We start from the raw sequence: 25,873 nt of genomic DNA, 5'->3' as shown, positions 1-25,873 counted from the left end.
CACCGGTGAGAACGGGCGGCCTATCCGTCAGGGGCTGCCCGTTCCCCCCTGGACAGGGGGAACGCCGATCAAGGCTGTGACCGGCAGATGGTCTGACGCCAGCCGTGTCACCTTGGTCCGCACCACCCCATAGCGGGCCAGACAAGCCTCTCCGGAGACAAAAATCCGGTCCAGCCGCAAGGTTGGCAGCTTCGCGTGGAAGCTGCGGGGGGCGGCGCAGTCCGGAAAGCGCGCGGACAGACGGCGCAGACACCGCGCCGACGGCAGCCATTCATTCAGATCGCCCATGAAAATGGTGGGCAGGGGCCGTGCCCCGTCAAGGTAAGCCAGGATTCGGGCGACCTGGGCATTGCGCTCCCACGGGTCCAGCCCGAAATGGGCGACGATGACCCGTGCCTCCACCCCCGGTCGCACCTCCAGATGCGCCGCCAGCGCGCCGCGCGGCTCCCGCAGCTTCTCCGACAGGTCAATCAGGTCGTGCCCCAGCACGGGCAGCCGGGTCAGCAGGGCATTGCCATAATGGGCCGTGCGGTGATGTTTGGTCGGGCCGGCCAATGCTGTCATGCCCGTCTGCGCCGCCAGAAAGGCGAACTGGTCCAGCCCCACCTCGCCCCGATGGTGCCAGCCCACTTCCTGCAGGCCGATTACATCCACTTCCAGGGAGCGAATGACCGCCGCGATCCGGTCGGGTGCGAAACGGGCATCAATGCCGACACAGGAATGGACATTCCAGCTTGCGATGTGCAGCGGGCTGAACCCATCGGGCAGCCTGTCGTGCCGTTCATCGGGGATGGCGGCTGCCACCCGGTGGAAATCCGGCATGCCGGGGCGGCGACGCAGGCGCCGCAACAGGGCCATGGCGGGGGCAATACGGGACGGTGGCGGGGGCAGCGTCATTCATCCGGTTCCGGTATCGATGGCAGGTGCCATCTTAACGCCCGCACCCCGCCAAAGGATGCCACCAAAGGGATAAAGACGGAAAAAAGGGGCGCCCGACCGTGCCGGGGCGCCCCTGTAACAGTGCCCCACCGGCCCTGGGGCCGGCGGGCAGACGAGACCTTGATCAGGCGGCCTGCTTGCGCTGTTCAACCGCTGCCACGAAGGTGCGGATCATGGCATCGATGATCTCGCTCATGTCTTCGTTCGACTGGGCAGTGACCAGGAAACGATCCGTGACGATCGCATCCTCGGACCACTTGGCGCCAGCGGCTTCCATCGTATCCTTGATGCTTTCCGGACCGGTCAGGTCACGGGTCTTCACCCGGTCGGCCACGGCCAGAAGCTCCACACCGCGGCCAAAGGCGGCAACGCCCTTGCCGGCATCCATGAAGCTGCCGATGATGCGGCGGGTGTGCGGGTTGGAGGCCAGCTTGGCCACCGAACGGTCACCGCCCGGCAGGACCAGCAGATCGAAATCAGCGGCCAGCACATCGCCGACATGGCGATCGGTCGGGAAATAATGGCCCCAGGCGGCGCCGTGCCACCCGTTGACCAGGCCCTGCTCCGGGGAAATGATCTTCGGCTTCGCCCCCTGCTTCAGCAGAGCGCGCTGCGGTTCGGTCATTTCCAGTTCCTCAAAGCCATTGGCCACGAGGATGGCAATGTTCTTTCCGGCAAGCAGTTGTTCGGTCAAGGTCTCGTCTCCTTCTGGTTGGGCCTGTCAGCGGTTCCGGGCCCGGGGCGCCGGAATCGCGGGCGGCAGCACCATGGCCGGGCCATGGTGTAAAAGCGTCATGCCGAGAAAATCTCCCATGAGGGCCTGAATATCAGGCCTGGCCCCGGTCACCTGGGACCGGACGGGGCGGGATCGGCCAATGGCATTCGCCGCATCCGATCCAAAACGGATGGAGCGCCATGGCAGCCCCGCAAGCGCCGGTCGGGCTTTGAGGGCGGGTTACGTCTTTTCTTGCATGGCGCGCTAATTGGCCCTTTGCACGCCCCGGGTCAATCCTCAATTCGGGCAGACCTGCCATCCGCGCATGGCGAGCGTGGATTTTATCCACATGAATGCAATGCTTCAGTGGCTTTTTGAAACGAGATTTCAGGGTTTTAAAAACGACCATGCTGCGGGGTCAGCCCGACGGAATGTCCTGCCTCAACCGGCGGCCCCTTTCCGCCCTGCCGGATGGCGCAGCAGCACCAGTTCCAGCCCCTCCTCACGCGACGGCACGAAGCCGGCTTTGTGAAAAAAACGGCGAACGGGGCTATCGTAAAAAACACTGGCTTCCAATACCCACCCGCCAGCATCCGCCTGGGCACATAGACCGGCCAGGGCCTCCCGGCCATATCCCTGGCCCCGCCAGGGCGGCAGGATGATCAGTTCCAGCAGCAGCGCAAGGCCGCGCCGCAAATCCACCATCACCAATCCAACCACTTCCTCCCCAGCCTCCAGCAGCAGGCAGGTCGCTGCCGGATACCCGCGCCGCGCCAGATTCAGGCGCCCTTCCGCCTGAACAGCAACAATCATGCGCCTTGCATCAGCAGGAACGTCCTCCAGCATATTTTCTGTATCCAACGTGATAATCCGGCGCAGCAGCGGCCGATCACCGGGCAGGGCCGGGCGGGCACCAAGGCGGGACAGGTGGCTGGTGAAGTGAGCCGGGAAATCAGGGATCATCATGGGCGTCGGCGCCGTAATCCGAACGGAAGAAGGGGTGGGCAAATGGGTACCCCACCCCCTATCCACCAGCCTGTGAAGCATTTCACAGACCGGCCCCTTTCCCTGCCCTGCCCCGCCTATTCCGCCGCTGCCGGGGCGCCGGGCAGCGGATGGTCCAGATAGCGTTTGCGCAATTCGGTCTTCAATAATTTACCGGTCGCCGTGTGGGGCAGTGTGTCCACGAACAGGATATCGTCCGGCAGCCACCAGCGGGCCACCTCCCCTTCCAGGAAACGCAGCAGCGTCTCCCGGTCCAGGTCGGTGCCGGGCCGCTTCACCACCAGCAGCAGCGGTCGTTCCACCCATTTGGGGTGGGGCACGCCAATCACCGCCGCCTCCTGCACGCCGGGATGGCCCATGGCGGCGTTTTCAAGATCGATGGAACTGATCCATTCGCCGCCGGATTTGATGACATCCTTGGCCCGGTCCACGATGGCCATGGCCCCGTCCGGCCCGATCACCGCGACATCGCCAGTACGGAACCAGCCATCCGCGGTGAAGGCGCTGCGATTGGCAGCCTCGTCATTGTAATAGGCGCGGGCAACCCAGGGACCGCGCACCACCAGTTCGCCATAGGTGCTGCCATCGCGCGGGCATTCCTGCCCGTCGGCACCGATGATGCGCATTTCCACGCCATAGATCGGCCGGCCCGCCCGCATCTTGGCATCATGCTGTTGGGCCAGCGGCAAGGCCGCCTCTGTCGGGGACAGGCCGCCAATGGAGCCGACGGGTGACAGTTCCGTCATCCCCCAGCCCTGGCAGCAATTCACGCCATGGGTCTGCTCAAACTCTTCCAGCATGGCACGCGGCAGGGCAGAGCCGCCCACCGTCACCATACGCAGGGTGGAAAACCGCGCGCCCGTGGCCCGCATATGGGCCAGCAGCCCCAGCCAGACCGTGGGCACGCCGCTGGAAACGGTGATCTTTTCCGCCTCCATCAGCTCATAGACGCTGCGCCCATCCAGCTTCGGCCCCGGCAGCACCAGCGTGGCGCCGATGATCGCCCCGGCATAGGGGAACCCCCAGGCATTGGCGTGGAACAGCGGCACCACCACCAGCAGATTGTCCCCCGACCGGAAATCCAGCCCCGGCGCGCAGGCCACGCCATAGGCATGCAGCACGGCGGAGCGGTGGCTATACAGCACACCCTTGGGATTGCCCGTGGTGCCGGACGTGTAGCAAAGGCCGCAGGCCGTATTCTCATCAAATTCCGGCCAGTCGAAATCGACCGGCTGGCCGTGCAGCAAATCCTCAAAACAGAGCAGGCGGGGAATGACGGTGCTTTTCGGCATCAGGCTTGGTGCGGTCAGCACCACCACGCCTTCCACCCCTTCCAGCCGGGGCCAGAGCTGTTCCACCAGCGGCAGGAACATCGGGTCCACGAACAGCCAGCGATCGGCGGCATGGTTGACGATATAGGTGATCTGGTCGGGGAACAGGCGGGGATTGATCGTGTGGCAGACGGCGCCGATGCCGGGCACGGCATAATAAAGTTCCATGTGGCGATGGTCGTTCCAGGCCAGGGTGCCTACCCGGTCACCCGGCCTGATGCCCAGCGCCAGCAGCGCATGGGCCAGTTGGCCCGCCCGGTTCCAGGCATCGCGCCATGTATAGCGATGGGCCGGCTCCGCCGCGAAACGCGAGCTGATCGGCCGCTCGCCATAATTCAGCGCCGCGTGGCGCAACAGGCCCGTGGTCAGCAACGGGCGGTCCATCATCAGTCCCTGCAGCATACTGATCCTCCTCCCTGGTATTTTTGGCTTTGGGAAGAGAGTGGGGGCAGTGGGGGACGATTGCCAGACGGAATTGAACAGGCGTTTAAATTTTTAGCCGCCAGCATCGGCCTCAAGAAAAAGGGGGCAGCCCGACTGGCCACCCCCTGGCTTATTTCCAACGCCGAAACCCCGCCGGGGCTTAGCTGATCTGGGACAAGAGTTCTTCCAACTCGTTGAAATCAGGCATGTACTCCGTCGGCACCTTTTTTCGGGCCGCTTCGATGGAGACCTGGGGCGCATAGCCGCCGAGATGGGCAACGATGGCGGTCTTGATCACGCCATAGAACTGGCTCTCCTCCTCCGCGATGCCCTTCAGGCGCCCGGCGATGGGAGCGGCCAGACAATAGGCGAGGAAGATACCCATGAAGGTGCCGACCAGCGCGCCACCGATCAGCTTGCCCAGCACTTCCGGCGGTTCGGAGATCGACGCCATGGTCTTGATCACGCCCAGCACCGCCGCCACGATACCCAGTGCCGGCAGCGCGTCTGCCAGACCCTGGATGGCGTGGGAGGAATGCATATCCTCATGCTTCATCTTGTCGATTTCCTGCTCCATCAGGCTTTCCATCTCGTGCGGGTTATCGACACCGATGGAGAACATGCGCAGGTAATCGGCGATGAACTTGATGGTCAGATTGGTTTTCATCACCGCCGGATAGGCGTTGAAGATATTACTCTCCATGGGCTTTTCGATGTGCTGTTCAATCGCCAGCACACCCTTGCTCTTCATGGTTTTCAATATCTGGTACAGCAGCGACAGCAGCTCGATATATTCCTTTTTATGGAATCGCGAGCCACCGAAGATCTTCTTCACATCCTTGCCGCACGCCTTGACCGTGTGGGCACTGTTGGTGATGAGGAAGGAGGAGACACCGGAACCACCGATGATCATGATCTCCTTCGGCAAGGCCTCAATAATGATGCCGAGCTTACCACCGAAGATGACATAGCCACCGAACACACAGAAAAACACGCCGACGAGGCCGATGATGGCGAACATGCGCTACCCCGGAGGAGAGAGACATCCAGATCGATGCCGTCACAATGAGGGAGCAAGGTAAACGAATGGTGAGTCAAAACCAACGGGCCATCGGGTCAGGCTTTGGCATTCCGCACGGCTGACGGCATTTCCTGGATGGGCCGGATGATCATCGGGCCATGCGTTCAGGCGATGGAAACGGTCTTTGGGAAGCAGAAACGAAAAAAGCGCCCCAGCGGGCGCTTTTTCGGATAGCAGGTCAATGGTTCAAACTGGAGCGGGCGAAGGGATTCGAACCCTCGACCCCAACCTTGGCAAGGTTGTGCTCTACCCCTGAGCTACGCCCGCATCGCCAGTTTGGTCATTGAAAGACCTGTATTTTCGGATCATGGAGCGGGCGAAGGGATTCGAACCCTCGACCCCAACCTTGGCAAGGTTGTGCTCTACCCCTGAGCTACGCCCGCCCAATTTCCGAAGCCGTCCGGGTCGTCCCCGGCGGTGAGCGCGGAATATAGCCAGGAACTTTTTAGGTGCAAGAGAATTTTTCGCCGTCCTTCATCTTTTTTTGATCGACCACCATGGCATGGCCAATCCGGTACGGCGCCCCTTTGCGGGGGGGGCATCTGCGCTCTATATAACGATCATGAACCCCGCGAAGCCGGCAGCACCCTGCCCGCCGGCCATAGCGGCAACCGCCAGACGGATCGATCCAGGAAGCCCCCATGTTGCCCAACGCGCTGAACAATGCCGGACCCAAGCCCACCGCCGCCGACCTGATCAAGGATGGCAGCGATGCCGGCTTCATGGCCGATGTCATCGAGGCATCGCGGGAAGTGCCCATCATCGTCGATTTCTGGGCGACCTGGTGCGGTCCGTGCAAAACGCTGGGCCCCATCCTGGAAAAGGCCGTGCTGGCCGCCAAGGGTGCCGTCAAGCTGGTGAAGATCGACACCGACGAGAATCCCGCCGTTGCCGGCCAGTTGCGGGTGCAGTCCATCCCCACCGTGTATGCCTTCTTCCAGGGCCGCCCGGTGGATGGGTTCCAGGGCGCGCTGCCGGAAAGCCAGATCAAGAGCTTCATCGAACGTCTGGTGAAGCTGTCCGGCGGCGAAGGCGCCATTGATATTGCGGCCATCCTGGCAGAAGCCAAGGCCCTGCTGGATGAGGGTGACCTGCACGGAGCCGCCGATATCTATAATAATATCCTGGCCGAAGAGCCGGAGAATGCCGCGGCCTATGCCGGTCTGATCCGCTGCCTGATGGCGGTGGGACAGCACGAGGGCGTGACCGAGATGCTGGAAAACGCGCCGGCATCCATGGCCAAGTCGCCAGAACTGGCCGCGATTCGCACTCAGCTCGAACTGGCCCGTCAGGCTGAGGAAGCTGGCCCGCTGACCGAGCTCAAAGCCGCCGTGGATGCCGATCCCGCCAATCACCAGGCCCGCTATGATTATGCCCTGGCGCTTTATGCCGCCGGCCGCAACGAGGAGGCGGTGGACAGCCTGCTGGAAATCGTGCGCCGCGACCGGGAATGGAACGAGCGCGCCGCCCGCACCCAGTTGCTGAAACTGTTCGAGGCATTTGGCCATACCGACAAGCTGACCGTGTCTGGCCGGCGCAAGCTTTCCTCCCTGCTGTTCGCATGAGCGGCCGTTCCTTCGATCTGGCCTTCGGGCAATTGCCCGACAGCATCCCGGTCTTTCCCCTGACCGGGGTGCTGCTGTTGCCCGAAGGGCGCCTGCCGCTGAACATTTTCGAGCCGCGCTACCTGAACATGGTGCAGGACGCGCTGGCCGCTCCCCGGCTGATCGGGATGATCCAGCCCCTGGCACCGGTGGCGGAGGGGGAAACTCCGCCGCTGTACCGTACCGGCTGTGCCGGACGCATCACCAGTTTCAGCGAAACCGATGATGGAAGGCTGCTGATCACGCTGACCGGGATCTGCCGCTTTAATGTCGCGTCAGAACTGCCCCCGCTGCGCGGATATCGCCGAGTCGTGCCTGACTGGTCACCCTTCCGCACCGATCTGGAACCGGTGACACCGGAGGAGGGCACGCTGCTGGACCGCGACCGGCTGGGCCCGGCCTTGCGTGCCTACTTCCAGCAGCAGGGAATTGACGCGAACTGGGACGCCATCCAGCAGGCTCCCGATGACCGGCTGATCACCTCGCTTTCCATGATCTGCCCGTTCGACGCCACGGAGAAACAGGCCCTGCTGGAAGCCGACGGTCAGTATCGGCGTGCGCAAATGCTGCTTGCCTTGATCGAAATGGCAGTCCACGACAAGGGCAATGATGGCGATAATATGCGCCACTGACCGGCCCTGCCCGCCGGTATTGATTTGGAAGGAGCCGACATGGCCGATGTGACGGAAACGACCCCCGCCCCCGACGCGCCGACAGCCGCGCGGGTCGATCCCCGCCTGCTGGAAATCCTGGTCTGCCCGCTGACCAAGGGGCCGCTGCGCTATGATGCCGCCGCCCAGGAATTGATCAGCGAGAGTGCCAGCCTTGCCTATCCGATCCGCGATGGCATTCCCATCATGCTGGTGGATGAGGCGCGACAGATCGACAATCAGGCCGGCTGATGGCCAGCGAAGAACGTTTCGTATCCGAACCCACCGGCACTGGCCGGTGGCCTGAGGCGATCCGCCTGCAACGGGTGGAGCAACTTCTGCACATCCGTTTCGATGACGGAATGGAGTTTGCACTGTCGGCAGAATATCTCCGGGTGGAGAGCCCGTCTGCTGAGGTGCAGGGCCATGGGCCGGGGCAGAAGCGTATCGTTGCCGGAAAGGCCGCAGTAGCGATCATCGGGGTGGAACCGGTGGGCAATTATGCCGTGCGGTTGCGCTTTGATGATGGTCACGATACTGGCCTTTATACCTGGACCTATCTTTATGAACTGGGGCGCGACCGGGGCGAAAAATGGCAAGCTTATCTCAACGCCCTGGGTGAGCGGGGTCTGAGCCGATCCAGCACCTGATCACATCGCGGCAACCCCAATATAAGTTGTACTCTGTTCCGGGTGTGCAATATTGGTGAAGGTCCGCGCTGCGCCGCAGCGCTGATCGGTGCTGCGGGGTCCAGATGGTGGATGGCAGGCAAGGACGCGACAATGGCTGAGGACGGCCGGGCAGCGCCCCAGGGCGATGCGACCGACAGCAATGTGCGTTCCTTTGATGTAACGCGCAGTGGCGACCTGGATCTGTATGGTTTGGCCGACCAGGTTGACAGCGCGGAGCAGGCGCTTGCCGCGACCAGGGACCCGGTCGACCGGCTGCTGCTGCTGACCAGCCTCGCCTGGTATCTCCGCCAGCGGGATACGCGACGGGCTTTGGAGATGGTGGCCGAAGCCATGGCTCTCCTGCCCCATGCCGGGGGCGGCCAGGAGCGGGAGTTGCGCCGGCTGACGGCACGACTGCTGTTGACCAAGGCGGAAGGCAAAACCCTTTTCGCAGAACTGGAGCAGGCAGAGGCCCTGCTGGCCGGTGCGCGAGACACGTTCCGCCGCATCGGCGATCCGTTGGGCGAGGGCGACGCCCGGATGGTGGAAGCCCTATTGGCCCTGGACCAGGGACAGACCCGCCGCCGGCTGGAATGCCATCGGGAGGCGTTGGCGCTTTACCAGCGCACCGGGGATGTGATTCGCCAGCATCTGGCAGCCGCCTGGATGGCCCGCGACCAGACCTTTACCGATGCCGGGGCGGTGGCCCGCCAATGGGAAGACCTGCGCGCGACCGCATCCGGCATCACCCATCCGGGCCTGCATGCGGTGATGGCCTATGTTGAGGGCGGACTATACTTCAGCAAAGGCGATTTCACCGGTGCCCTGGTCCATTATCAGCGGGGATGTGATCAGGCTGTCCTGGCCGGTCAAATACGGCTGGCCGTCCTGCTTGTGGGCAATCTCGGCGCCGCCCATGCCAACCTGAATGATTACGTCAGCGAGTTCCTGTGGCGGGAGCGGGCGCATGCCATGGCACGCGGCACCGGCTGGCCGGCGGCGGTGGGCCTGTGCCTGCGGGGCATGGGCAACACGCTGCGCCGCCTGCACCAGCCCGACCGGGCGCGGCATCTGCTGCTGGAAGCGATGGAATGGCTGCGCCCCTTCGGCCGGTCGCGTAACCATGCCATCGCCTGCGAGCATATGGGGCACCTGGATCTGGATACCGGCAATGCCGCCAGTGCCCTGCGCTGGTTTGACGAACTGGCCGATATCGCCACCGATCTGGAACAGGGTGACCTGCTGACGGAGGCCCAATGCGGCCGGGGTCGCGCCTTGCTGGAATTGGGACGTGGGGAAGAGGCGGCGAGTGCCCTGGCCGCCGCCGCTGATCTGGTGGCCAGCCGGGGGGACCGGTGGCGGGAAATCGAGGTATTGCGCAGCCTGGCGCTGCTGCATGGCCATTTCCCCGACCTGCCCGGTCCCACGCTTTCACCGGGAGAGACAGCCCCGCTGCATTTCCTGCACCGCGCCCTGGCCCTGGGCCGGTCGATCGATGGCTATACGATATCGGGCGACCTGCTGACCGATCTGGCCAGCGCCCATGAGGCCGTGGGCGATCTGCGCGCCGCCCTGGATTATGAACGCCAGGCCGGAAAGGCCCGCAGCCTGATCCACAGCCGGGAGGTCAATGACCGGCTGTTAAGCATGCAGGCCCAGTTCGAGACGGAGCGTCTGCGCGCGGAAGGGGCCTATCACCGCCAGTTGGCCGCCTTCGAGACCGACCGCGCCACCGCGCTGCAGGAGGCGACAGACACGCTGGAATTGCTGGGGCGTATTGGCCAGGAAATTACGGCCAGCCTGGATACGGAAACCGTTTTCGAGGCCCTGCATCGCCATACCGGCAGCCTGATGCCGGCCGATGCCTTTTCAATCTATCTGCTGGATGCATCGGGAGAGAATCTGGAGCTGTGCCATGGCCTGGAAGGCGCACGCGCCCTGCCGACCATCTGGCGCCATCTGTCCGATCCCATATCGCTGGTGGCCCGCTGTGCGCGGGAGCGGCAGGAATTGCTGGTGCTGCGCGGGGCGCATGAAACCAGCGCCCCCTCCCATATTCCCGGCACCCTGTTCATGCGCACGCTGCTGCTGGCGCCGCTGCTGGCCGGATCTAATCTGCTGGGCGTCATGACGGTGCAGACGCAGCAGGATAATGCCTATGGCGAGCGTGAAAAGCTGATCTTCCGCACCCTGTCTGCCTATGGCGCCATCGCGCTGGCCAATGCCGCCGCCTATACGCGGCTGGACAATGCCTTGTCGGAATTACGCGCCACCCGCGACCAGTTGCTGCAACAGGAAAACCACGCCTCCCTGGGCCAGTTGGTGGCCGGCATCACGCATGAGATCAACACCCCCCTGGGCATCGCCCTGACCCTGTCCACTCATTTGCAGAATGAGCGGGACGAGATTGCCGACTCCTTTACGGAGAACCGGCTGAAACGCACGGCGCTGGAGCAGTTCCTGGAAAAACTGGAGGATGGTCTGCGCATCCTGACCGGCAATCTGGAACGGGCCGCCGGGCTGGTCCGCAGTTTCCGCCAGGTATCCGCCGACCGCAGCAGCGAGGCGGCACGACGCCTGGATCTGGTGGAGTATCTGGCCGATATCCTGAAAAGCCTGACCCCGATGCTGCGCCAGCGCGGCGTGGCGACACAGATCATGGGACCGCCCGGCATCATGGTCACCACCCTGCCCGGCGCCCTGGCCCAGATTGTCAGCAATCTGGTGCAGAATGCCGTGATCCATGGTCTGGCCGGCGTGCCCCAGCCGGCCATCACCATCGAGGCCCAGCCGGAACATGAGGGATATATCACCCTGGTCCTGGCCGATAATGGGACCGGCATGGCCGCAGATGTGCGGGAGCGGGCGTTCGACCCGTTCTTCACCACCCGCCGCGATGCCGGCGGGACCGGCATGGGCCTGCATATTGTGCATGATCTGGTGACCGGCCCCCTGGGGGGCACGATCATGCTGGAAAGCGAACCGGGGAAGGGCACGCGGTTCCTGATCCGCCTGCCGGTCCAGCCCCCGCCTGCCAGGTAGGTGGAAAGGCTTTTACCGCAGCACGCCGCTTTCAATGATGCCGTCGATCACGAACTGGCAGGCAAGTGCGGTGAGCAGGATGCCCAGCACGCGGTTGATCACATTGATGCCGGTCACGCCCAGCAGCTTTGATACCTCACCCGCGAACAGCAGCACCACCAGCGTCGCCAGCAGCACACCGGCCAGCACGCCCAGCACAACCATCTGGCCCGGCAGGTCGCCACCTGTCCGCCCCATCAGCAGCACCACCGATGTCATGGCCCCCGGCCCCGCGATCAGCGGGATGGCCAGCGGAAAGACGGAGATATCGGCCCGGTGGCGGGCTTCCTGCTTTTCATCCTCCGTTGCGGTGCGCAGGCCGCTTTCGCGGGCAAACACCATCTCGATCGCGACCAGCAGCAGCAGGATGCCGCCGGCGATGCGGAAGGCGCCGGTGCTGATCCCCAGGGAATTCAGCAGCAGTTCCCCCACGAAGGCGAAACCGAACAGCAGGCCCGCACCGATGGTCACGCCCTTGATGGCGGTGCGGCGGCGCAGCTTGGCATCCATGCCCGCCGTCAGGCCGGCAAACATCGGCCCCAGCCCGATCGGGTCGATGGTGACAAAAAAGGCAATGAAGGTGGAAAGGACCAGGTCCGTCATGACGGCGTCCGCAACAATCAGAGAGGGGAAAAGGGGATGGCCCCGAGGGATAAGCTGTCGCCCATCACCTGTAAAACGCTTGGATGGAAGGGCTGATATGGCCGGGAATGGGGCGGAGCCGCCGCCGTCTTGCCTATTTGCGCTGTCCGATAGGTGAGCGTATGTTGCACTGCCATAGTGCGGAACCATAAAAACAATTACGTTCCGACCCCTGGACCGGAGGAGGCCGACGGGCAACCATCATGAGCAAGAAAGTCTATACCGATGCCGTATCGGCCCTGGCAGGGCTGCTGCGCGACGACATGACCATCATGGCCGGGGGCTTCGGCCTGTGCGGCATCCCGGAAAACCTGATTGCCGCGATCAAGGAAAGCGGCGTCAAGGGCCTGACGGTGATTTCCAACAATGCCGGCGTGGATGGCTTCGGCCTGGGCCAGTTGCTGGAAACCAAGCAGATCGCGAAAATGGTCTCCTCCTATGTGGGGGAGAACAAGCTGTTCGCGCAGCAATATCTGTCGGGCGAGCTGGCGTTGGAATTCAACCCGCAGGGCACCCTGGCTGAGCGCATCCGCGCCGGCGGGGCCGGCATCCCCGCCTTCTTCACCAAGACCGGCGTGGGCACGCTGGTGGCGGAAGGCAAGGAATTGCGGGAATTCGACGGTGAGACCTATGTGATGGAAAGCTGGCTGCGCGCCGACCTGTCCATCGTGAAGGCCTGGAAGGGCGACACGCAAGGCAACCTGATCTACCGGAAGACCGCACGGAACTTCAATCCGATGATGGCCATGGCCGGCAAGGTGACGGTGGCGGAGGTGGAGCAACTGGTCAATGTGGGCACCATTGACCCCGACCATGTCCATACACCCGGCATTTTCGTGCAGCGCATCATCGAGGGCAACCACGAGAAGCGCATTGAGCAACGCACCACGCGCAAGCGCGATTAACCCGATGCCCGCCCCGGCGGGCGTCGGGAGGCCGGCGACCGCCGGCCCGCGCGGCATCGCGCGCAAGCCAAGGGCGCGGATGCGCCCGCCCGGCGCCTGAGGGAACAAGGAGACAGTAAAATGGCTTGGACCCGTGACGAGATGGCCGCCCGTGCAGCGCGTGAACTGCGCGACGGCTTTTATGTGAATCTGGGCATCGGCATCCCGACCCTGGTGGCGAATTACATCCCCGAGGGCATGCAGGTGACCCTGCAGTCTGAAAACGGCATGCTGGGCATGGGCCCCTTCCCCTTCGAGGGAGAGGAAGACCCCGACCTGATCAATGCCGGCAAGCAGACCATCACCGAACTGCCCTATAGCAGCTATTTCAGCAGTGCCGACAGCTTCGCCATGATCCGCGGCGGGCATATCGACCTGTCCGTGCTGGGCGCCATGCAGGTGGCCGCCAATGGCGATCTGGCCAACTGGATGATCCCCGGCAAGATGGTCAAAGGCATGGGCGGCGCCATGGATCTGGTCGCCGGTGTCAAAAAGGTCGTGGTCGTGATGGAGCATTGCGCCATCGACAAAAAGACCGGTGCCCTGGAACCCAAGCTGCTGAAGGCCTGTTCCCTGCCCCTGACCGGCACGCGGGTGGTGGATCTGGTGGTTACGGATCTGGGCGTCTTTGCCATCGACAAGCATGGCGATGGCGGCATGAAGCTGGTGGAACTGGCCCCCGGCGTGACGGTGGAAGAGATCAAGAGCAAGACAGAGGCTGACTTCACGGTCGCCCTCTGATCCGCTTCGGGTGGAGGGCTGCGGGGCGGCGCCAAGCCATGCCCCCGCCCTCCACCCGACTTACCGCCAGTCAGGCTGCATACGGTGCTACACCGCTGCCCTGCGCAGGAACAGGGTGGCCCCCCGGTCGCACTTATGTTAAGCAGCCGGCTTCATCAAAGGGCAGAATCCATCACCCCGATGCACTTCCTTGAATTTGAAAAGCCGATCGCGGAACTGGAATCCAAGATCGAGGAACTGCGCCATCTGGCCGATGGCGGCGATCTCAACATCGCCGACGAGGTCAAGAAGCTGCAGGACAAGGTGGACAAGCTGTTGCGCTCCACCTACGCCAAGCTGACCCCGGCGCAGAAGGTGCAGGTGGCTCGCCACCCGAACCGGCCGCATTGCCTGGATTACATCCATTCGCTGATCACTGATTTCACGCCCCTGGCCGGTGACCGGCTGTTTGGCGAGGATCGGGCGATTGTCGGCGGGCTGGGCCGTTTCCGCGGCCGTTCCGTGGTCGTGATCGGCCAGGAAAAGGGCAACGATACCGAAAGCCGCGTACGGCACAATTTCGGCATGGCCAAGCCCGAGGGTTATCGCAAGGCCCAGCGCCTGATGCAGATGGCCGACCGGTTCCACCTGCCGGTGATCTCGCTGGTCGATACGGCTGGTGCCTTCCCCGGCGTGTCGGCGGAAGAGCGCGGCCAGGCTGAAGCCATCGCCAAGTCGATTGAGACCTGTCTGCGCCTGAAGGTGCCGATGGTGTCCACCATCATCGGTGAAGGCGGGTCGGGCGGGGCGATTGCGATTGCCGCCGCTGACCGCGTGCTGATGCTGGAACATTCGATCTATTCGGTGATCTCGCCGGAAGGCTGCGCCGGCATCCTGTGGCGCTCAGCGTCCAATGCCGCCGATGCCGCCCAGGCCCTGCGCCTGACGGCACAGGATCTGAAGGATCTGGCCGTCATTGACCGTGTGGTGCAGGAACCGATCGGTGGCGCCCATCGCCGTCGGGAAGAGACGATGCACGCCCTGGGCAACGCGATTGAAGACGCGCTGGAAGGTCTGCGCGGGCAGGATGGTGGCACGCTGCGCCATAACCGCCGCCAGAAATTCCTGGATATGGGGCAGAAGGGCCTGAGCTGAGGCCTTTCTCTCTCCTGAAGCCGACAAATGCAAAAGGCGGACCGGATGACCGGCCCGCCTTTTTCATATCCCCCGTGGGGGGAGGCGCTTTTATACTAATTTCCCTGGATCGTGACCGATCCAGGGAAATTTGCGCTCCCTCAGGCGCCGGGCGGGCGCATCCGCGCCCTTGGCTATGCGCCATGTGGCGCGGGTCGGCGGTCGCCGACCTCCAATCCGCCAAGGGTCAAACCCTCGGCGGATTGGTATTACAGCGCCTCTCCCCGCACCAGACGCGGCAGTTCGCCCACAATGCCCATGGCGTGGCGCATGAACAGCTTTTTCATCGGCGGCAGGCGGTTGACGGTGGCAAGGCCCAGACGCCGGGCCAGCGCCAGCGGGCCGATATTGTTGCTGAACAGACGGGTCAGCGTGTCGGTCGCCGCCAGCAGGGCCACCGTGTCGAAGCGGCGCCAGCGCTGATACCGTTCCAGCACATCCGGCGCGCCAGGGTCCAGCCCCAGGCGCAGCGCATCCACCACCACCTCGGCCAGGGCCGCGACATCGCGGATACCGACATTCAGCCCCTGGCCGGCAATCGGGTGCATGCCATGGGCGCTTTCGCTGACCAGGGCAAGGCGCTGATCGACATAGCGTTCGGCATGGCTGAGACCCAGCGGATAGGCCCAGCGACCGGCGATCGGCGTCACCCTGCCCAGCCAGTCACCCACCCGGGACTGAAGCTCGGCCTGGAACCGCTCCGGCGGCAGGCCCATATAGAAATCCACCATGTCCGACCGCTCACTCCACACGATGCTGGTGCGGTGGCCACCGGCCAGCGGCAGCATGGCGAACGGGCCAGCGGGCAGGAACAGTTCCACCGCTACCTCGCCATGCGGCTTCTCATGCTCAATACTGCAGACGATGGCGTGCTGCTGATAGGTCCAGGCGATCTGCCGGATGCCGGCATGCTCGCGGCAGAAACTCTTCTTCCCATCCGCGCCCACGACCAGCCGGCCCGACAGGCGGCGGCCATCCTCCAGCGTCACCAGTACACCGCTGCCATCGCGCGCCATCCCCTTCACCGCCACGGGTGTGATGTGGGTAACGCTGTCCAATTCCGCCAGCCGGCGGAACAGGGCCTGACGCAGATGCCGATTCTCGATGATCCAGCCAAAGGGCTGATCACCGACATCGCGGTGATCATAATGCATGAAGAGCGGGCTGTTCTGGTCGGTGACGCGGATATCCAGCATCGGGCCCACCTGGCCGTCCAGATGGCGCCAGATGCCCGCCCCTTCCAGCACCATGGCGGAACCATAGGAAATGGCCGTTGTCCGGCCATCAAATTCCGGTTCAAGCTGCTGTTCCGGCGGGTCGCGATCAACGACCAGGGTGGCGACGCCCGCCGTGCCCAGGGCACAGGCGAGGCTGAGACCGGCAAGACCACCGCCGACGATGATCACATCGCCCGCATGGTCCGGGATCAGGGAGGGGGGGATCTGCGTTTCCATGGATGAAGAATTGGGCGTTCTTGGCGGCATGTCCAGCATACCTTCAGTCGCAGGCGGTTTCGGGCATGAATTGCACAATTTTTGACCAACATCTGCCCATGGTTGCGCCTGATGGTCAGCGCTGGCACGGCTATACCCCACCAGTTCCGCGAAAACCAGTCGCGGCACGGTTCTTGTAAGTTACACTGTGGACAACAGCACTGGTCGCGACGGCCGGCGCCGGAAGACCATTCGTTCAGATCTGTTCCATGCAAAAGGAAGGGAGAGCGCAATGAAGCTCGTCGTGGCCATTATCAAGCCGTTCAAGCTGGACGAGGTGCGCGAGGCCCTGACGGCTCTCGGTATCCAGGGCCTGACCGTTTCCGAGGTTAAGGGCTTCGGTCGCCAGAAGGGGCAGACCGAGATTTATCGCGGGGCCGAGTATTCCGTCAGCTTCCTGCCCAAGGTGAAGGTGGAAGTGGCAGTGACCGACGATCTGGTCGATGCCGTGGTGGATGCCGTCCAGAAGGCCGCCAATACTGGCCGCATCGGCGATGGCAAGATTTTCGTCATGGATGTGGTCCAGACCGTGCGCATCCGCACCGGCGAACAGAACGCCGACGCCTTGTAAGCGCGGGACGGACAGGCAGGGCAGTCGCCCCGCCAACGTAACCCGACGTAAAAGGCCCGGCACATCCCCCGCGATGTGCCGGGCCTTTGCGTTCTGCCTTGTGGCAAAAGGGGTAATCCGCTTGTGGATAAACGAGCCAGAGCAGAGATTTCCGCCCCTGTTTTCCTGATTCGTTCTCCAAAATCACGTAATCAGATCAACTATTTGCAAAAGTTTTCAACGGCTTTCTCAGAAATTATCCACAAGCCTTTGGAATAAACCATTTCTTGGCGCTTAAGGTCCGGTTTGGCCCCTGCTTGTGCCGCGGGTGGCGGACGGAGTACAATCCGGCAACAGGCGCGGCAGAGAGCCGTCGCCGCCCCGTTTCAGCGCCAGCAGGATATCTATGAGTGTAGCGGTCGCAGGCGGCCTCTCCCCCGCCCCCTCCCCGTTCCCCAGCAATGATCGGTTGGGAAACCTCAGCGATTATCCCTTCCCCCGGCTGGCGGCCCTGCTGGCCGATGTGTCGCCCCGCGCCAATGCCACCCCCACCATCCTGACCGTGGGCGAGCCGCAGAACCAGCCTCCCGCGCTGATGCTGGAGACGATGGCAGCCCATGCCACATCCTGGGGCAAATATCCCCCCGTGGCAGGTACGGCCGATTTCCGTCAGGCCGTGGCCGGGTGGCTTGGGCGCCGCTATGGGCTGCCGGATGCGATGGTTGACGCGGATCGCTGCATCCTGCCGGTCAGTGGCACGCGGGAAGCCCTCTATCTGCTGGCGCAACTGGTGGTCCCGGCGAAGAAGGATGGAAGAAAGCCGGCTGTGCTGCTGCCCAACCCCTTCTATGCCGTCTATCAGGGGGCAGCCGTGATGGCGGGCGCGGAACCGATTCTGCTGGATGCGACGCGGGAGACCGGGTTCCTGCCCGATCTGGATGCGGTGGATGAGCAGACATGGGCGCGCACGGCCCTGTTCTATCTCTGCACCCCCGCCAATCCGCAAGGGGCCGTGGCCAGCCTGGATTATCTGAAGCGCGCCCTGGCACTGGCCCGGCAATATGGTTTCGTGCTGGCCGTCGATGAATGTTATGCCGAGCTGTGGGACAAGGCGCCGCCGGCGGGGGCCATGCAGGCCGCGCTCGCCATGGGTGGTAGCCTGAACAACCTGCTGGCATTCCATTCGCTATCGAAGCGATCCAGCGCCGCCGGGCTTCGTTCCGGCTTCGTTGCGGGCGATCCCGATCTGGTGAAACTGTTCACCCGCCTGCGCAACTATTCCCTGGCCGGCATGCCATTGCCCATCATGGCCGCGTCCATCGCCCTGTGGCAGGACGAAGCGCATGTGGAGGCCAACCGGCAATTCTACCGCGCCAATATTGATGCGGCGGAAGCGGCCTTGGGCAACCGGCTGGGCTTTTATCGCCCCCAGGGCGGGTTTTTCCTGTGGCTGGATGTCAGTTCTGTCTGCGCCAATGGGGAAGAAGCGGCAAAGCGCCTGTGGCAGGAAGCGGCCATCCGCGTGCTGCCCGGCGCCTATCTGACCCAGCCGAACGAAGATGGTTACAACCATGGTGACCGCTATATCCGCGTCGCCCTGGTGCATGATACGCCCAGCACAGGGCTGGCCCTGGAACGGCTGGGCCGCGTCCTGGCCTGATCCGCCCCAATCTGTTGTCGTCTCGCGTTTCAAGAGAGTGCCATGCCGAGCCGTCCCTCCCCCCGCCCCGCCCCATCCGGTCGCCGGCCGGCATCTGGCGCGCCAGCACCCGCCACGGGGGGCGGCCGGCGCAAGACTCGGCTATTGCCGGAAGGGACCGCGATCTTCCTGAAGCGCCGGCTTCGTGAGATTGCCGGGCTGGGCGTGGTCGGGCTGGCCCTGGCCCTGACCGCAGCCTTGGCCAGCTATCATTCCCGCGACCCGTCCTGGAGCACGGCGGTACCGGACGAGACGGTGGCCATCCGCAACATGATGGGCCTGCCCGGCGCTTATCTGTCCGATGTGCTGTGGCAGACTTTGGGCATGGGCGCCTTTGTCATCGTGCTGGTCCTGGCCGGCTGGGGCCTTTCCCTGTTCCGTCACCGGCCCATCCCCAACTGGCCGTGGCGGGTGCCGGCGGCCCTGGTGGCCGTGCTGCTGGCGGCCATGCTGCTGATCGCCGTCACCGGCAATTCAACGAATGGCGGCAGCGCCGGGCTGATGCTGGTCAACCCCCTGGCCAAGCTGTTTGGCGATTTTGCCGGTAAGGCGGCCCTGCCCCTGCTGACGCTTGTGCTGCTGGGGCCCTTCCTGCTGGCGTTGCTGGCCGCACTGGCCATCCCGCTGCGTGACCTGCGGGAGAATATCCGCACCGCCCGCCTGTGGTTTGCCAACCGCGCCGCCCAGCGGTCGGCCACCGCCACCACGCGCCAGCAGCAGCAGGTGGCCATGGGGGGCGGCCGCTGGTCCCCCGCCATGGAAACTGCCCCTGCCGGCGGACCGGCGGCGATCCCCAGCGAAGGGCTGATGGCAAGGCTGCGGCGCCAGGCCGAGGCGCTGCGCACCCGCCTGCCCACCCGTCGGGCGGCTGCCGGGGCCGCTGCCGGCGCTCAGGCCGCGCCCCGCACCGCACCAAGCCTTTCCGTTCCCCCCGCCGGCGATCCTGCCATGGCGCCGTCGCCGCAGCCGATGCTGCAGGTGGATGTTCCCCGCCCCGCCCCGGTTGCCGCCGGGGATGACCGCCGCCGTCCCGCCCCCGTGGTGGAACGCGGGCCCAAGCCGATCCTGCCCGATGTCGCCCGCAAGATGGAGAAGGCCCGCCAGCCTGCCCTGCATCTGGAACCGGAAGTGCGCAGCGAACATGAGCTTCCGCCCGTGGAGATCATGCAACTACCGCCGCCCGGCGCCGGCCCCGCCATGGATGAAGCCTCGCTTCAGCGCAATGCGGAGATGCTGGAAGGCGTGCTGGAGGATTACGGCATCCGTGGCCAGATCGTGAAGGTCAGCCCCGGCCCCGTCGTCACCCTGTATGAGCTGGAACCCGCCCCCGGCCTGAAATCCGCCCGCGTCATCGGCCTGGCTGACGATATCGCGCGGTCCATGAGCGCGGTTTCCGTGCGTGTGGCTGTGGTGGCAGGCCGCAACGCCATCGGCATTGAAATGCCGAACCAGCGTCGCGAAACCGTTTACCTGCGCGAATTGCTGATGTCGGACGCCTATGAGAAGAGCCAGCAGAAGCTGCCGCTGGTTCTGGGCAAGGATATTGGCGGCGGGCCGATCATCGCCGATCTGGCCCGCATGCCCCACCTTCTGGTGGCCGGCACCACCGGTTCGGGCAAGTCCGTCGCCATCAACACCATGATCCTGTCGCTTCTGTACCGGATGCCGCCGGACAAGTGCCGCTTCATCATGGTCGATCCCAAGATGCTGGAACTGTCGATCTATGAAGGCATCCCGCATCTGCTGGCCCCCGTCGTCACCGATCCGAAAAAAGCGGTTGTGGCGCTTAAATGGGCAGTGCGGGAGATGGAGGACCGGTATCGCAACATGTCCAAGCTGGGCGTGCGCAATATCGATGGCTACAACGCCCGCCTGAAGGAAGCGCGCGACAACGGCGAAATCCTGACCCGCCGCGTCCAGACCGGCTATGACCCCGATACGGGCAAGCCGATCGAGGAAGAGCAGCCGATGGACCTGTCGGAACTGCCCTATATCGTCGTGATCGTGGACGAAATGGCAGATCTGATGCTGGTGGCCGGCAAGGATATCGAGGCGGCCATCCAGCGCTTGGCCCAGATGGCGCGTGCCGCCGGCATCCACCTGATCATGGCGACGCAGCGCCCGTCGGTGGACGTGATCACCGGCACGATCAAGGCCAATTTCCCCACCCGCATCAGCTTCCAGGTCACCAGCAAGATCGACAGCCGCACCATCCTGGGCGAACAGGGGGCCGAGCAGCTTCTGGGCCAGGGCGATATGCTCTACATGGCCGGCGGCGGCCGCATCACCCGCGTCCACGGTCCCTTCGTGCGCGATGACGAGGTGGAACAGGTCGTCCGCTTCCTGAAGGCGCAGGGTGAACCGTCCTATGTCGATGCCGTGACGGAAGAGGAAGAGGAGTTCGACCCCGCCACAGCCAGCGGCGGTGACGGCGGCGGCGGTGGCGCTGGCACATCCGGCGATGATCTTTATGATCAGGCGGTGGCCGTGGTGGCACGGGAAGGCAAGGCTTCCACCAGCTTCATCCAGCGCCATCTGCGCATCGGCTACAATTCCGCTGCCCGCCTGATTGAGCGGATGGAAAAGGAAGGCGTGGTCAGCAAGGCCAACCATGCCGGCAAGCGCGAAGTGCTGGCCCGCAATATCGACGATAATGAACGGGTGAATTGATCGGCGTACGCTGATCGTCTGTCGCTGGACAGGCGGGTTGCGCCAAAAGTTCGGCGTACACCGAATTTTCATTGCCAAAGCCGGCCAATGAACTCCATGATCGGTGATAACCGATCATGGAAGGCTCCATGTTCTTCTTCGCCCAAGGGGCTGGTCAACCATCGACGCGGATTGCCAGCACCGCCGATATCGGGGACGCCATCCGCGCGCGCCGCAAGGCACTGAAACTGACCCAGCGGCAATTGGCGGCCCTGGCGGGGCTGAGCCTGGAATTTGTCAATGGCATTGAGAACGGCAAGCCCACGGCGGAGATCGGCAAAACCCTTGAACTGCTGACGGCCCTGGGCATCGATCTGGAAGCGCGGGTACGGTGATGGACCGGCTGGACATTTTCCTCGGTGACCGACCCGTGGGCACGTTGACCGTGGAGGATCAGGGCCGGCTGCGTTTTGCCTATGCCGGGTCGGATGTGCCGCCCTTGTCGCTCAGCCTGCCGGTGCGCGCCGAACCCTATGCCGATGAGGCCTGCCGCCCCTTCTTCGCCGGCCTGCTGCCGGAGGGCGAAGCTCTGCGCCATGCGGCGGCCAATAAGCGGCTGCAGCCCTATGAGACATTCCGCCTGCTGGAAGCCTATGGCGGGGAATGCGCTGGTGCCGTGCGGCTGCTGCCGCCCGGTGCCGCCCCCACCATCGCCGCCGATTATGAGCTGATGGATGATGCCGATCTCGCCCAACTGGCGCGCCGGCTGCCGACCGACCCCAATTTCTCCAGTGATGGCCGGGTGCGGCTGTCCCTGGCCGGCGCCCAGGCCAAGACAGCGGTGACCATTTTCGACGATTGCATCTTCAGGCCCTTGGGTGGTTCGCCTTCCACCCATATCGTCAAGATCGCCGCCAACAGTGACTATGCCGATATTGTCCGCAACGAGGCTTTCTGCATGCGGCTGGCCGAGCGGATGGGGCTGGATGTGGCACCCGTGGCACTACGCGCCTTCGGCGGCATTCCCTGTCTGCTGGTGACCCGCTATGACCGGGTGGTGGACGGGCATCACCATGTCACGGAACAGCATCAGGAGGATATGTGCCAGGCGCTGGGACATCCGCCGGAGCGCAAATATCAGTTCGATGACCAGGGCGCTCAAATCGGACCGGCGCTGCCGGACTGCCTAGCTCTGCTCAAGCGCGTCCGGGTTCCGGCCCTGGCCGAACAGGAATTCCGCCGCCGGGTGCTGTTCAATTTCCTGATCGGCAATGCCGATGCCCATGCCAAGAATAGCAGCCTTCTTTATGAAGAGCCAAGCCGGGCGCCGATCCTGGCTCCAGCCTATGATCTGGTCTGTACCCGGATCTACCCGACCTTAACTGAGGATTTCGCTATGGCCATCGGCGCGGCGCGGCGAGCATCCGACATCACGCTGGCCGATATTGAAGGATTGGCCCCTTCGACAGCCGCCGGTCGCCGTGCGTTTCTGAGCGAAGCCTATCGTATGGCCAGCACCATCGTGCTTCAGGCACGCGCGCTGTGTCAGGAGCCCCCCTTCAGTGAGAAAGCCCCTTTTGGGCACATCCTATCCTGCATCGGTCAGCGCGCGATGCAACTAGGCGAGATTATCGGCAAGCCGGTGACAGTGGATACCCGCCCCTTCGCCCTGCGCGGCGGTGGCTGGCTTCAGGGAAGCTGAGCCAGCCACCTTCAGGGCATCAATCCAGCGCGAAGGCCATGGCCTTCAGATACTGGGTTTCCGGCAGCAACGGATGCACCGGATGGTCCGGCCCGGCGCCGGCAAAGCGCAGGATACGGCCCTGGCGGCCGGCTTCGCCCAGCCCGCGTGCCACTTCCTGGTGGAACAAGGGCGGTTCCATGTTGTGAGAACAGCTTGCCACCAGCAGCATGCCGCCCGGCGCCACCAGCCGGGCCGCCGCCTTGGTCATGCGGCGATAGGCGCGGCTGCCCACGGCCAAATCCTTGCGGGACTTCACGAAGGCCGGCGGGTCGGCGATCACCACCTCAAATGTCCGCCCCTCTGCCACCCACTGGTCCATCAGGTTGAAGGCATCGCCCTTGGCCGTGTCCACCCGGTCGGCCACACCATTGGCCTCCGCCGCCTTGGCTGCGATGGAGAGTGACAGGGCCGAGCGGTCCACCAGGGTGACATGGCTGGCGCCGCGCTTGGCCGCCAGCACGCCGAAACCACCGGCATAGGTATAGAAATCGACGACCGTCTTGCCCTTGGACAGGTTGGCGATGAAGGCGCGATTGTCGCGCTGGTCAAAGAACCAGCCAGTCTTCTGGCCTTCCGACAGGTCAGCGAAGAAGGTGGCGCCGTTTTCTTCCAGCGGGGTCATTCCCTCCACAGAGCCCTTGGCCACCCGCACTTCCTCCGGCAGGCCTTCATAGGTGCGGGCGGCGCTGTCATTGCGCAACACGATGGCGCGGGGGTTCAGCACCTCGTCCAAGGCCGCCAGGATCATCGGCAGACGACGATCCATGGCCACAGTGTTGGCCTGCACCACCACCACATCGCCATAGCGGTCGATGATCAGCGCCGGCAGCCCGTCACTTTCGGCATGGATCAGGCGATAGAAGGGCCGGTCGAACAGCCGTTCCCGGATTTCCAGCGCCCGGCGGATGCGGTTCACGAAGAAGCCGGTATCAATCACCGTGGCGGCATCGCGCGACAGGAAGCGCGAGGCGATCAGCGTATGCGGGTTGAAGGTGGCGATGCCCAGCGTGGCCCCGCCAGCATCGGTGACGCGCACAACAGAGCCAGCCGGCAGCGCCTTGGCGGCCTTATCCATGTCCACTTCGTTGGAATAGATCCAGGGATGGCCATGCTGGGCGCGCTTGTGCCGGCCCGCCTGCAGGCGGATCACCGGCAGGGCGGCAGGTTTGGCAACAGGGGTGGTGTCGGGGGCCGTCGCGGCAGCATTCTCAGTCATGCCCGGAAAATACAATGCCGCCCTGAAAGCGCCAAGGGCGGCACCCGTTCAGGCTTTGCGCGTCAGACCAGCACGCGGCACAGGCGCAGATCTTCCCGATGATGGCCATGGCTGATGGCGCGTTCCAGCGCGCGCGACGGGGCCGCCGGCCTTTCGGCCTGCGGCAGATGCAGATGTACGGCCCCGCAGCCCCGCGCCAGAGCCTCACTATCCATGTCGCGCAGCAGCAGGTCGATCGCCTCCTCCTGCTCGAACATGTCGAGCGCCAGGAACATATCCACCTGCAAAACTTTGCCATGGCGGGGGCTGGGCAGGACCTGGAACGCATAAAGCCCATGGATATAGCCATGATCGGCCTGCGCCAGCCGGATACCGCCATCAGCCGCTGCGACCATGCAGTCGGCATAGGCGTGCCATTCCTCGCGGGTGATGCCGGACCGGCCCGCCTGGATCAGGGGGAAGGCCTGATCGACACGACGGCGATCCAATGGCGTGACGGTGAAACGATCAAGCAGCATTTGGGTCCGGTCTTCGGCTGGTCGGATGGCGGGGGGGAAAACATCCTGCGTCACCTTTCTGCCAGCAGCGACACATCGGCGCTTTGATCCAGGTCAACGCTGCCTCATAATCAAAAGGGTATAGGTAAACACCTGAATGGTTGTGGGGCCGCGTTGATCGGTGAGCGCATCATCGATAGAGTGGATCACCCGCCCGGTGGCGGATGGCGCAGCCGGTGGAACGAATGGGCAGGGGGCCTGCGGTAATGACGACAGCTCTGGATCACAAGGCCGGCGCACCGGCCAGCCTTGCGGCGCAGGTGGCACAGGCGGACATGAACCCGTGCGGTGCCTGCCCGGTACGTTCCCTTTCCGTCTGTTCGGCACTGGAGGCGGAAGAACTGCGCCGTCTGGCAGAAATCCTGACCAACATGAAGGTGGATACCGGCCACACCCTCTTCTCTGAAGGGGATGGGGCCGACATGCTGTTCAACGTCACCTCTGGCACCATGAAGCTGTACAAGCTGTTGCCTGACGGGCGGCGCCAGATTACCGGTTTCCTGCTGCCGGGTGATTTCCTGGGCCTGTCGGTGAACGACACTTATGCCTATTCGGCAGAGGCGGTAACATCCGCCACGCTTTGCCGCTTCCCCCGCCGCCGGCTGGAAGCGCTGCTGGAAGAATATCCCAAGATGCAGCGCCGGCTGTTCGCCATGGCGTCGAACGAGCTGGCCGCCGCCCAGGACCAGATGCTGCTGCTGGGCCGCAAGAACGCGAAGGAGCGCATCGCCTCCTTCCTGCTGCTGCTGTCGCAGCGGGCCGTGCGGCGCGGCTTCAAGGACAATCCCGTCCATGTGCCGATGAGCCGGTCGGACATTGCCGATTATCTGGGCCTGACCACGGAAACGGTCAGCCGCACCTTCACCCAGTTGAAGACCAGCAATGTCATTGCCCTGCTGGAAGGCGGCAAGGTCCGCATCAATGACCGCGACGGGCTGCAGGATCTGGCGGACGGCGCCGCCTGA

Annotated in this window: 23 protein-coding genes and 2 tRNA genes; 14 read left to right on the top strand and 11 right to left on the bottom strand. The window is 64.0% G+C overall.

Going from position 1 to position 25,873, the window contains the following annotated elements:
- Window positions 1–27: 27 nt before the first annotated feature.
- The 7 genes from G473_RS24420 to G473_RS0101085 all read right to left on the bottom strand — a co-directional run bounded on the left by G473_RS24420 (window position 28) and on the right by G473_RS0101085 (window position 5,877).
- Window positions 28–897 (bottom strand): endonuclease/exonuclease/phosphatase family protein, encoded by an 870-nt coding sequence (locus G473_RS24420; protein ID WP_051329744.1) that lies wholly within the window; start codon window positions 895–897, stop codon window positions 28–30.
- Window positions 898–1,063: 166 nt separating this feature from the next.
- On the bottom strand, window positions 1,064–1,633 hold the full coding sequence (locus G473_RS0101110; protein ID WP_029011591.1) for a DJ-1/PfpI family protein: 570 nt from the start codon (window positions 1,631–1,633) through the stop codon (window positions 1,064–1,066).
- A 462-nt stretch (window positions 1,634–2,095) separates the two neighbouring features.
- Entirely contained in the window at window positions 2,096–2,620 is a 525-nt protein-coding gene (locus G473_RS0101105; protein WP_029011590.1) for a GNAT family N-acetyltransferase, read from the bottom strand.
- A gap of 116 nt (window positions 2,621–2,736) precedes the next feature.
- A complete protein-coding gene (locus G473_RS0101100) occupies window positions 2,737–4,392 on the bottom strand; it encodes a long-chain-fatty-acid--CoA ligase (RefSeq protein WP_029011589.1) in 1,656 nt (551 codons plus the stop codon).
- A 181-nt stretch (window positions 4,393–4,573) separates the two neighbouring features.
- Window positions 4,574–5,434 carry a flagellar motor stator protein MotA gene (gene motA, locus G473_RS0101095; RefSeq protein WP_029011588.1) on the bottom strand — a complete coding sequence of 287 codons (861 nt, stop codon included), beginning with the start codon at window positions 5,432–5,434 and terminating at the stop codon, window positions 4,574–4,576.
- 252 nt (window positions 5,435–5,686) lie between these two features.
- Window positions 5,687–5,761, bottom strand: a tRNA-Gly gene (locus tag G473_RS0101090).
- A gap of 41 nt (window positions 5,762–5,802) precedes the next feature.
- Window positions 5,803–5,877: transfer RNA gene (locus G473_RS0101085), tRNA-Gly, on the bottom strand.
- A gap of 258 nt (window positions 5,878–6,135) precedes the next feature.
- Between G473_RS0101085 and G473_RS0101080 the strand changes: the two genes are divergently transcribed.
- The 5 genes from G473_RS0101080 (at window position 6,136) to G473_RS0101060 (ending at window position 11,461) form a co-directional block, all read left to right on the top strand.
- On the top strand, window positions 6,136–7,059 hold the full coding sequence (locus G473_RS0101080) for a thioredoxin family protein (RefSeq protein WP_035704890.1): 924 nt from the start codon (window positions 6,136–6,138) through the stop codon (window positions 7,057–7,059).
- Complete coding sequence (locus G473_RS0101075; RefSeq protein WP_029011586.1) at window positions 7,056–7,730, top strand: LON peptidase substrate-binding domain-containing protein; 675 nt, start codon at window positions 7,056–7,058, stop codon at window positions 7,728–7,730. The genes G473_RS0101080 and G473_RS0101075 overlap by 4 nt, the downstream gene beginning before the upstream one ends.
- 39 nt (window positions 7,731–7,769) lie before the next feature.
- On the top strand, window positions 7,770–8,000 hold the full coding sequence (locus tag G473_RS0101070; protein ID WP_035704888.1) for a Trm112 family protein: 231 nt from the start codon (window positions 7,770–7,772) through the stop codon (window positions 7,998–8,000).
- Complete coding sequence (locus G473_RS0101065) at window positions 8,000–8,398, top strand: gamma-butyrobetaine hydroxylase family protein (protein ID WP_051329743.1); 399 nt, start codon at window positions 8,000–8,002, stop codon at window positions 8,396–8,398. The genes G473_RS0101070 and G473_RS0101065 overlap by 1 nt, the downstream gene beginning before the upstream one ends.
- Window positions 8,399–8,530: 132 nt before the next feature.
- Window positions 8,531–11,461 carry a sensor histidine kinase gene (locus G473_RS0101060; RefSeq protein WP_029011583.1) on the top strand — a complete coding sequence of 977 codons (2,931 nt, stop codon included), beginning with the start codon at window positions 8,531–8,533 and terminating at the stop codon, window positions 11,459–11,461.
- 12 nt (window positions 11,462–11,473) lie between these two features.
- On the opposite strand, the gene G473_RS0101055 is transcribed toward G473_RS0101060, so the two are convergent.
- Window positions 11,474–12,103, bottom strand: a complete 630-nt coding sequence (locus G473_RS0101055) for a MarC family protein (RefSeq protein WP_029011582.1) — start codon at window positions 12,101–12,103, stop codon at window positions 11,474–11,476.
- Window positions 12,104–12,345: 242 nt separating this feature from the next.
- Between G473_RS0101055 and G473_RS0101050 the strand changes: the two genes are divergently transcribed.
- The 3 genes from G473_RS0101050 to G473_RS0101040 all read left to right on the top strand — a co-directional run bounded on the left by G473_RS0101050 (window position 12,346) and on the right by G473_RS0101040 (window position 14,961).
- The gene (locus G473_RS0101050) at window positions 12,346–13,047 is read left to right on the top strand and encodes a CoA transferase subunit A (protein ID WP_029011581.1); all 702 of its coding nucleotides are present in this window, start codon (window positions 12,346–12,348) and stop codon (window positions 13,045–13,047) included.
- Window positions 13,048–13,167: 120 nt separating this feature from the next.
- Complete coding sequence (locus G473_RS0101045) at window positions 13,168–13,827, top strand: CoA transferase subunit B (protein WP_029011580.1); 660 nt, start codon at window positions 13,168–13,170, stop codon at window positions 13,825–13,827.
- 180 nt (window positions 13,828–14,007) lie between these two features.
- A complete protein-coding gene (locus tag G473_RS0101040) occupies window positions 14,008–14,961 on the top strand; it encodes an acetyl-CoA carboxylase carboxyltransferase subunit alpha (protein ID WP_029011579.1) in 954 nt (317 codons plus the stop codon).
- A gap of 248 nt (window positions 14,962–15,209) precedes the next feature.
- Here G473_RS0101040 and G473_RS0101035 read toward each other — a convergent pair whose 3' ends face one another.
- Window positions 15,210–16,454: a UbiH/UbiF/VisC/COQ6 family ubiquinone biosynthesis hydroxylase gene (locus G473_RS0101035; protein WP_029011578.1), complete on the bottom strand. Its 1,245-nt coding sequence runs from the start codon at window positions 16,452–16,454 to the stop codon at window positions 15,210–15,212.
- Between the two features lie 271 nt (window positions 16,455–16,725).
- Between G473_RS0101035 and G473_RS0101030 the strand changes: the two genes are divergently transcribed.
- From G473_RS0101030 to G473_RS24415, 5 genes are all read left to right on the top strand, one after another.
- Window positions 16,726–17,064 (top strand): P-II family nitrogen regulator, encoded by a 339-nt coding sequence (locus G473_RS0101030; RefSeq protein ID WP_029011577.1) that lies wholly within the window; start codon window positions 16,726–16,728, stop codon window positions 17,062–17,064.
- A gap of 385 nt (window positions 17,065–17,449) precedes the next feature.
- Window positions 17,450–18,703, top strand: coding sequence for an aminotransferase class I/II-fold pyridoxal phosphate-dependent enzyme (locus tag G473_RS0101025; protein ID WP_051329742.1), 1,254 nt, complete (start codon window positions 17,450–17,452; stop codon window positions 18,701–18,703).
- A 42-nt stretch (window positions 18,704–18,745) separates the two neighbouring features.
- Window positions 18,746–21,412, top strand: a complete 2,667-nt coding sequence (locus tag G473_RS0101020) for a DNA translocase FtsK (protein WP_029011575.1) — start codon at window positions 18,746–18,748, stop codon at window positions 21,410–21,412.
- A gap of 128 nt (window positions 21,413–21,540) precedes the next feature.
- Window positions 21,541–21,786, top strand: a complete 246-nt coding sequence (locus G473_RS0101015) for a helix-turn-helix transcriptional regulator (RefSeq protein ID WP_051329757.1) — start codon at window positions 21,541–21,543, stop codon at window positions 21,784–21,786.
- Complete coding sequence (locus G473_RS24415) at window positions 21,786–23,093, top strand: type II toxin-antitoxin system HipA family toxin (protein WP_051329740.1); 1,308 nt, start codon at window positions 21,786–21,788, stop codon at window positions 23,091–23,093. The genes G473_RS0101015 and G473_RS24415 overlap by 1 nt, the downstream gene beginning before the upstream one ends.
- A 19-nt stretch (window positions 23,094–23,112) precedes the next feature.
- On the opposite strand, the gene G473_RS0101005 is transcribed toward G473_RS24415, so the two are convergent.
- Window positions 23,113–24,351 (bottom strand): class I SAM-dependent rRNA methyltransferase, encoded by a 1,239-nt coding sequence (locus G473_RS0101005; protein WP_035704930.1) that lies wholly within the window; start codon window positions 24,349–24,351, stop codon window positions 23,113–23,115.
- Between the two features lie 62 nt (window positions 24,352–24,413).
- Window positions 24,414–24,869, bottom strand: coding sequence for a hypothetical protein (locus G473_RS0101000; RefSeq protein ID WP_154667206.1), 456 nt, complete (start codon window positions 24,867–24,869; stop codon window positions 24,414–24,416).
- A gap of 314 nt (window positions 24,870–25,183) precedes the next feature.
- On the opposite strand from G473_RS0101000, the gene G473_RS0100990 reads away from it, so the two are divergent.
- Window positions 25,184–25,873 (top strand): Crp/Fnr family transcriptional regulator, encoded by a 690-nt coding sequence (locus G473_RS0100990; protein ID WP_029011570.1) that lies wholly within the window; start codon window positions 25,184–25,186, stop codon window positions 25,871–25,873.

The sequence above is a fragment of the Niveispirillum irakense DSM 11586 genome, from assembly GCF_000429645.1.
In the GTDB taxonomy this organism is placed as follows: domain Bacteria; phylum Pseudomonadota; class Alphaproteobacteria; order Azospirillales; family Azospirillaceae; genus Niveispirillum; species Niveispirillum irakense.
Note: the sequence above shows the minus strand (reverse complement) of the source record. Positions and strands in the feature narration are given on the sequence as shown.

Excerpts from the sequence above, each read along its gene's own strand:
- G473_RS24420 (WP_051329744.1), bottom strand. The coding sequence starts at position 897 with ATGACGCTGCCCCCGCCACCGTCCCGTATTGCCCCCGCCATGGCCCTG.
- G473_RS0101105 (WP_029011590.1), bottom strand. The coding sequence starts at position 2,620 with ATGATGATCCCTGATTTCCCGGCTCACTTCACCAGCCACCTGTCCCGC.
- G473_RS0101100 (WP_029011589.1), bottom strand. The coding sequence starts at position 4,392 with ATGCTGCAGGGACTGATGATGGACCGCCCGTTGCTGACCACGGGCCTG.
- motA (WP_029011588.1), bottom strand. The coding sequence starts at position 5,434 with ATGTTCGCCATCATCGGCCTCGTCGGCGTGTTTTTCTGTGTGTTCGGT.
- G473_RS0101080 (WP_035704890.1), top strand. The coding sequence starts at position 6,136 with ATGTTGCCCAACGCGCTGAACAATGCCGGACCCAAGCCCACCGCCGCC.
- G473_RS0101075 (WP_029011586.1), top strand. The coding sequence starts at position 7,056 with ATGAGCGGCCGTTCCTTCGATCTGGCCTTCGGGCAATTGCCCGACAGC.
- G473_RS0101070 (WP_035704888.1), top strand. The coding sequence starts at position 7,770 with ATGGCCGATGTGACGGAAACGACCCCCGCCCCCGACGCGCCGACAGCC.
- G473_RS0101065 (WP_051329743.1), top strand. The coding sequence starts at position 8,000 with ATGGCCAGCGAAGAACGTTTCGTATCCGAACCCACCGGCACTGGCCGG.
- G473_RS0101060 (WP_029011583.1), top strand. The coding sequence starts at position 8,531 with ATGGCTGAGGACGGCCGGGCAGCGCCCCAGGGCGATGCGACCGACAGC.
- G473_RS0101055 (WP_029011582.1), bottom strand. The coding sequence starts at position 12,103 with ATGACGGACCTGGTCCTTTCCACCTTCATTGCCTTTTTTGTCACCATC.
- G473_RS0101050 (WP_029011581.1), top strand. The coding sequence starts at position 12,346 with ATGAGCAAGAAAGTCTATACCGATGCCGTATCGGCCCTGGCAGGGCTG.
- G473_RS0101045 (WP_029011580.1), top strand. The coding sequence starts at position 13,168 with ATGGCTTGGACCCGTGACGAGATGGCCGCCCGTGCAGCGCGTGAACTG.
- G473_RS0101040 (WP_029011579.1), top strand. The coding sequence starts at position 14,008 with ATGCACTTCCTTGAATTTGAAAAGCCGATCGCGGAACTGGAATCCAAG.
- G473_RS0101035 (WP_029011578.1), bottom strand. The coding sequence starts at position 16,454 with ATGGAAACGCAGATCCCCCCCTCCCTGATCCCGGACCATGCGGGCGAT.
- G473_RS0101030 (WP_029011577.1), top strand. The coding sequence starts at position 16,726 with ATGAAGCTCGTCGTGGCCATTATCAAGCCGTTCAAGCTGGACGAGGTG.
- G473_RS0101025 (WP_051329742.1), top strand. The coding sequence starts at position 17,450 with ATGAGTGTAGCGGTCGCAGGCGGCCTCTCCCCCGCCCCCTCCCCGTTC.
- G473_RS0101020 (WP_029011575.1), top strand. The coding sequence starts at position 18,746 with ATGCCGAGCCGTCCCTCCCCCCGCCCCGCCCCATCCGGTCGCCGGCCG.
- G473_RS0101015 (WP_051329757.1), top strand. The coding sequence starts at position 21,541 with ATGTTCTTCTTCGCCCAAGGGGCTGGTCAACCATCGACGCGGATTGCC.
- G473_RS24415 (WP_051329740.1), top strand. The coding sequence starts at position 21,786 with ATGGACCGGCTGGACATTTTCCTCGGTGACCGACCCGTGGGCACGTTG.
- G473_RS0101005 (WP_035704930.1), bottom strand. The coding sequence starts at position 24,351 with ATGACTGAGAATGCTGCCGCGACGGCCCCCGACACCACCCCTGTTGCC.
- G473_RS0101000 (WP_154667206.1), bottom strand. The coding sequence starts at position 24,869 with ATGCTGCTTGATCGTTTCACCGTCACGCCATTGGATCGCCGTCGTGTC.
- G473_RS0100990 (WP_029011570.1), top strand. The coding sequence starts at position 25,184 with ATGAACCCGTGCGGTGCCTGCCCGGTACGTTCCCTTTCCGTCTGTTCG.